The 6286-nt window shown below is 42.1% G+C and carries 8 protein-coding genes; 1 reads left to right on the plus strand and 7 read right to left on the minus strand.

Translation table 11 applies throughout. From position 1 onward, the window contains the following. Positions 1-58: 58 nt before the first annotated feature. The 4 genes from dolP to OOA_RS13210 are packed head-to-tail and all read right to left on the minus strand — an operon-like array spanning position 59 to position 3442. Positions 59-634 (minus strand): division/outer membrane stress-associated lipid-binding lipoprotein, encoded by a 576-nt coding sequence (dolP, locus tag OOA_RS13195; protein ID WP_008912654.1) that lies wholly within the window; start codon positions 632-634, stop codon positions 59-61. Between the two features lie 9 nt (positions 635-643). Beyond that, positions 644-1234, minus strand: a complete 591-nt coding sequence (diaA, locus tag OOA_RS13200; protein WP_008912655.1) for a DnaA initiator-associating protein DiaA — start codon at positions 1232-1234, stop codon at positions 644-646. Positions 1235-1254: 20 nt separating this feature from the next. Then, a complete protein-coding gene (locus tag OOA_RS13205; RefSeq protein ID WP_008912656.1) occupies positions 1255-1638 on the minus strand; it encodes a YraN family protein in 384 nt (127 codons plus the stop codon). Positions 1639-1687: 49 nt separating this feature from the next. Continuing rightward, on the minus strand, positions 1688-3442 hold the full coding sequence (locus OOA_RS13210; protein WP_008912657.1) for a penicillin-binding protein activator: 1755 nt from the start codon (positions 3440-3442) through the stop codon (positions 1688-1690). 60 nt (positions 3443-3502) lie between these two features. On the opposite strand from OOA_RS13210, the gene rsmI reads away from it, so the two are divergent. Beyond that, complete coding sequence (gene rsmI / locus OOA_RS13215) at positions 3503-4363, plus strand: 16S rRNA (cytidine(1402)-2'-O)-methyltransferase (RefSeq protein ID WP_008912658.1); 861 nt, start codon at positions 3503-3505, stop codon at positions 4361-4363. An 82-nt stretch (positions 4364-4445) separates the two neighbouring features. On the opposite strand, the gene OOA_RS13220 is transcribed toward rsmI, so the two are convergent. From OOA_RS13220 to OOA_RS13230, 3 genes are all read right to left on the minus strand, one after another. Then, a complete protein-coding gene (locus OOA_RS13220; RefSeq protein ID WP_008912659.1) occupies positions 4446-5573 on the minus strand; it encodes a hypothetical protein in 1128 nt (375 codons plus the stop codon). After that, entirely contained in the window at positions 5570-5833 is a 264-nt protein-coding gene (locus OOA_RS13225; protein ID WP_008912660.1) for a PAAR domain-containing protein, read from the minus strand. Before OOA_RS13225 ends, OOA_RS13220 begins: the two co-directional genes overlap by 4 nt. 12 nt (positions 5834-5845) lie before the next feature. After that, a partial coding sequence (locus OOA_RS13230; protein WP_008912661.1) for a DUF6396 domain-containing protein occupies positions 5846-6286 on the minus strand: 441 nt, incomplete at its 5' end.

Consider the following 6286-nt stretch of genomic DNA (forward strand, 5'->3'; position numbering starts at 1 on the left):
AAGCCATGAATTTCTAGTCATGGCCTTTGTTGTTATAACTATATATTATTGTTTATTATTAATTGAGATAGGTGAAAGCAGTTGTAACGCGACGAACTCCATCTGTTTCACTGGCAATTTTCGCGGCAGCATCACCTTCTTGTTTTGTTAGAACGCCCAACAAGAAGACTTCACCATTTTCAGTTATCACCTTCACGTTTGACGATTTCACGGTATCGCTCGTGAGGATCTTCGATTTAATCTTAGTTGTTAGCCATGTATCTTTTGATGCCGTTCCTAAATCAACCGGCTCACCTTGGCGTACTTCATTATAGACCGCACTGGTGCCATCAACTCTCGATGCTATCTGTTTTGCTCGTTCAGCCCATGATAGGTCAGGGCTTTGCCCTGAGAGTAAAACGTTTCCTTTATAGGCAGTTGCGATAATACGTGCTTTACCGGTGATATCTTTATCTTTATTGAGCTCGCCACTAACGCGAGCTTCTAGTGTGCCATCATCAACTTGCTGACCGACAGAACGTGGATCAGTTGCACTCTTAGTAGCAATAGCAGCAGAACCGACAACCGCAGCGCCGATACAGCCTTGTAGCATCGTCATACTCAATAATATGGCAGCTATTGGGAGTAATCGCATTTTTGCTCCTTAATCATCCTGATGGGGAAAAAGTGTATTATCAATGAGATCACAGAGACAATTCACTGTAAGAAGGTGAACTTCCTGAATTCTGACACTACGCTGGGATGGGATACGAATTTCAACATCTTGTGGCCCTAATAGGCCAGCAAGCTCCCCTCCATCATAGCCTGTCAGTGCTACAATCGTCATATCACGTGTTACCGCAGCTTCAACAGCTTTGATAATATCGCTGCTATTACCATGCGTTGAGATAGCCAACAAAACATCACCATGCTGACCTAATGCTCTTACCTGTTTAGCATATATTTCAGTAGGCTGCTTACTACTAGAAATTGCGGTTAAAACTGCGTTGTCCGTATTAAGAGCGAGTGCAGGGAGACTTGGACGTTCAGTTTCAAATCGATGGATCATACTGGTCGCAAAGCGTTGTGCTGTTGCAGCAGAGGCCCCATTACCACAGCACAAAATTTTGTTGCCGTTGAGCAGTGATTGAACCATCATCATTGCTGCGCGTGATATTGCATCTGGCAGAGCTTCTGCTGCTGCTATCTGAGTTTGAATACTCTCTGTAAAACAGACTTTAATTCTATCCAGCACTTGCTTATTTTCCTGTGAAATTAACCAACATGTTCACTATCGTTAAAGGCATTTTGTATCCATTCAAACTGATTTTCAGTAATTGCACAGATATCAAAGCGACAAGCGGTAGTTTCGAAGCTTTCTTGTTTCTCGGCAAGCCAATATTTAGCGGCTGCGATAAGTTTTCTTCGCTTGCACCGATCTATTGATAACAGTGCACCACCATACTGCTTGTCTTGACGAAAACGCACTTCAACAAATACCCATCCAGTATCATCGCGCATAATAAGATCAATTTCACCATGGCGGTTTCTGGCATTACGTTCAATGAATGTTAACCCCTGTTGTTGCAGGAAAGCCAGTACTTGATTTTCATAGTACCGGCCAGTTAACCATTTTAATGTTTTTTTGAGAGGTTGCATGACGTCCTTGTCTGAAAAGTATGGCAATCATCCTAATTGCACGGCAACATTATTTGGCCAAATTGACTTGCCCTTTACTGAATTGCAACCAAGGCAGATCACGATAAACAACACAGTTTTCTTTTACGGTTAAGGTGCCAGATGCCCCTTGTAAATTAAATTGTGAATTTTGCTGTAATTGGTCATAGTTATTTGCCAGTGACCAAGCATCAATTCCTAATGCATATAGGCGGAATAGCGAATAGTCATTGTTCAGTTTTTGCTGAGCTTGTTTACGCAAATTATTGTTTGCACCCGCTAGCAATGGAATATCACTGAATTTAACGCCATCCATTTCAAAACGATAATCAGCACCACTTCCTGCTTGGTTACTACGAGAGCTAGCATACAAGGCTGGGCGTTGCTTGGTACTTATGGCCATTTCAATCATTGGTTTTATTAGCGTTAACTCATCTTGAGTTGCAACAATATAAACCGCATCTATAGCGCCTGAAGACGTTATTTCAGGTTGAGGCTGAGAAATGGCTGGATAATTTTGCTCATTAACCGATTTACCCACGACAGGTGTATCCACAATAACGGGCGTACCCGTCATATTAATGCCGACACCACGATTAATAGACTCTTTCAATGAAGGGATTGAGCCAAAAGATTGCTTCAGTACAGTTGATCCACCTTTAGATTGCCATTCTTCGGCAAATGCTTTAGCCACTCGTTCACCAAAGTCATTAGATGGGACCAAAATTAGTGGTGCATGTTTGCCATCAACCATCATGTGTGCAGCGGCATTTTTTGCTTCATCTTCAGGCGATAATGAAAAATAGCATAAATTAGGGCGAGGCTGTAACTTGTCAGCATCTAATTCATTCAGAGCAAGAATGCTTAATGGTGAACTTGTCTGTGCGATAGTTTGTACATCTGTTTTAAGCAGCGGCCCAACGACTAAATTGAACCCTTCGTTTTGTGCTTGTTGCAGTAGCTGAGGGATCTGTTTACCCGTTGTATCAAATACTTTGACAGTTTGTGTATTAGTCGGCACCGCGGCAATGCTTAATGATGAATTTACTACATCTGTATCATTGGTTGCTGGACTGTTGCCTGTGGTTGCGGCAACCTCAGCATAAATTTGTTCTAAAACATCATCACTCTTGCTTTGTTCAGGCACAGATGCTGTTGTTGATGCGGGTTGAGAAGTTGGAGCTTGTGGTAAACCTTTTTGCGCATCCATAAAGCCTTGCATGATAGCTTCACCAAAAACTTTACCTTGCCCACTCATCGGTAGGAATAGCGCAATTTTTGGTGTTTTTCCAACTGGTGGCATCATTGATTGAATGAGCTGATTAGGTGGCGTTTGTACGGCAGGATTATTCGGATAGCGAATCTTCCAATCCTCAATGCCTGCGCGCAGTGTATCGGCATCATCTCGATTGTTGAGGTAAATATCGAGAAGGTCGACCCAACCCGCTAACGTATTTTCTTCAGCACCAATTCCCTGAACCTGATCAGGGGTCATCTGTGTTAACATTTGCCACATGCCATCAATATTGGCTTGATGTGCAGCTTGCTCAGTTAACAACGGTTCTTGGCTAATATAAGCACGTAGAACCTCAATAGAAGGCTTACCCTGTGCGGAATCAATGATAGACTGATAACGACTCACTTCAGAGCTAATTTGTTCAGGCGTTGTTGGGGCTGTTGGTGCTTGGTTATCCCCAGTGAGTTGACAGCCAGACAACGCTAAAGCAGATAGCATTGCTGTGCAGATTAACCCTTTTTTTACATGCAAAAAAATTGAAGGACGCATACTGTATCCAGTGGTGTATTTTCAGTTGCTTAATTTTAAACCGGCTATTCGGATGAAACAATGAATCAACCTAATCAAGCAGTGGTTATGGCATCCACGCTGTATATTGTGCCGACCCCTATCGGTAATATGGGCGATATCACGCAACGTGCGCTGGATGTTCTTAAACATGTTGACCTTGTCGCTGCAGAAGACACACGGCATTCGGGAATGCTATTGCAGAATTTTGCCATTAATGCGCGTATGTTTGCCTTGCATGATCATAATGAACAGCAGAAGGCAGATCAATTAATTAGCAGACTTCAACAGGGCGATAGTATCGCATTAGTTTCCGATGCAGGTACACCTTTAATTAACGATCCTGGCTATCATTTAGTCACTCGTTGTCGTGAAGCTGGTATTCGTGTTATCCCACTACCGGGCGCTTGTGCCGCTATTACCGCGCTGAGTGCAGCGGGTTTACCATCTGATCGCTTTTGCTACGAAGGTTTTTTACCTGCCAAAACGAAAGGCCGTAAAGACGTTTTAAAGGCACTTGAGCAAGAAACTCGTACACTTATTTTCTATGAATCAACACATCGGCTACTCGATAGTTTAGCTGACATGGTTGAAGTGTGGGGGCCAGAGCGTCATGTTGTCCTCGCGCGTGAAATAACAAAGACTTGGGAATCGATAGAAGGGCGACCTGTCGGTGAGTTATTGGCATGGGTAAAAGAAGATGAGAATCGCCATCGCGGTGAAATGGTTCTAATCGTTGAAGGTTATAAAGCCAATCAAGATGAAGATGAAATATCTCCTGATGTCATCAGAACATTGAATTTATTGCAGCAAGAATTACCGCCAAAAAAAGCAGCCGCGATTACGGCAGAAATATACGGCTTAAAGAAAAATAGGTTGTATAAGTTAATGCTTGAACAATAAAAAGCTGATGATTCGAGTTGCTTGAGTGCGGTATTCGCTCAGCGGCTACAAGCAATTCGAATTATTTTGGGTGCATAAACCATTAAACCCGAACTTGCTGCAATAAATATCGCTCTTTATCCTGATAAACAACAAGATTATGATGGGGATATTCACAAGCAAGCGACAAAGCGACCGCATGACGGGCGATGCTCCCTTTACCTAAAAACATATCAGTATCATAAAGATGTTCAGACAAATAGGCGACATTCTGTACTGTATAGCTTGTTATACAGGTTCCTTTATTGTTATCAGTGATCCCACTTTGCCAGATCCCATCTAATCTCTGTCCTGAACATTGAAATTCACATTGTGTTTTTAGCGCATCAGAAAACGTATTAGCATCAGTGGAGATAGGACGTAACAATTTTGCTTTAACTGGAGTACGTAAACGCTCATAGATCCCTTGAGGTGCCAGTAATAAACTGGAGACCTCTTCACTTCCTTTCAATGAATTTAACTGGAAAGCCAAAATTGCGTATAATTTTGGCTCAAATGGTTTGTCATAAAGCGCTAATAGCCATTCACTGAGAGACTCGTATGGCAATGCTTCAACTGACTCAAGATCTAATGATAAACGCGCAGTTTCATATTGAATTAATGTCAGCCAGTCGGTATCGCCTTTCTCCGCTTGCCAATATAGGGTGATAGGTTGTGTAAGACCATATTGTTGATAATACTCAGCTATAGGTAATAATAACGTTTGGATCATGATTTCAGGCTTGTCCCATTCCGGTAACGATTTCAGTGTATTCAACGTTAATTTATTTTCTTTATTGGGAGTAAGTGATGATAAATTGAGTTTTCCATTGTTCTCTTCATCAATTTGCGTGAGCCGTGAATGTGCTAATACTCCAAGGTGTTTATCTGCCCAATAACGCCATTCCTGCTTAGCGTCATCTAACATATTGGTAAAAAGTTGATGGCGATAAGATGCTAGTGAATAGACAAGTAAGCGTATTGCAAAAGTCAATAGAATGGGGGCGACGACAAAGACTAGGATGAACCCACTATTTCCCATATTAGGCGGTATCATTCCATTTTCGGATAGATAAATACCCAAGCCAAAGCCACAGATACCAATAATAAACATAATGAATAACCAAACCATCAATTGAGGTATTTTAGGTTTTGGTGGGTGCTCTAATGAGGGGACATTCCAACTTATCATGATTGCTCACCTGACGATGACAAGCTGGCAATTAATGTACAGCCACATTCAGTCTGAAAACCATGTAATGTGGCCTGACGACCGGATATAACAATACGGGTGGAGCCGGGTAAAATGGCATTGATACCATGCCCTTTCTTGGGGCAGTTAATTTTATCACCAACCAACGCAATCGGTTTTCCGTACATCACAGATCCTGAGGCCGAGATGACTTCACCGCCATGTGTTGTTTTATCGCCTAATCGAACAAATGCTCGCATACTAAGATCCTTTTATTGGTTATCTTGTTTTTGATATTCAAAGGTGCCATCCCATTCAGGAAGTTCGGTGGGAGGAAGAGGAACGATTTTGTCAATGTCGGGGAAGGTTGCTCTAGGGTTGCGTTTAAGCGCTTGTTCTACCATTTTATAGCGACGAACCCTTTCAGGATCAACGTGTTGCCCTAGATAATATATTTCATTTTTGGGGTCTGATGTATTAAAGCTTTTAGCAAGTTGATAAGCAGATCTATCATTTCCATAACGAATAGCTAGTTGGTAGTATTTAAGTGCTTGGTTATAGTTTTTATCACGTACTTCATAGTTTAATGCAAGGGAATAAGCAGCATCAGTATTGCCTTGCTGGGCGGCGCAATCAAGCATTTGTCGCCCTAGATCTAGACGGTACAAAGAAGTTCTTCCATCAAGAAACAATTCACCAATAGCCAGTTGCCC

Source organism: Providencia burhodogranariea DSM 19968 (genome assembly GCF_000314855.2).
In the GTDB taxonomy this organism is placed as follows: domain Bacteria; phylum Pseudomonadota; class Gammaproteobacteria; order Enterobacterales; family Enterobacteriaceae; genus Providencia; species Providencia burhodogranariea.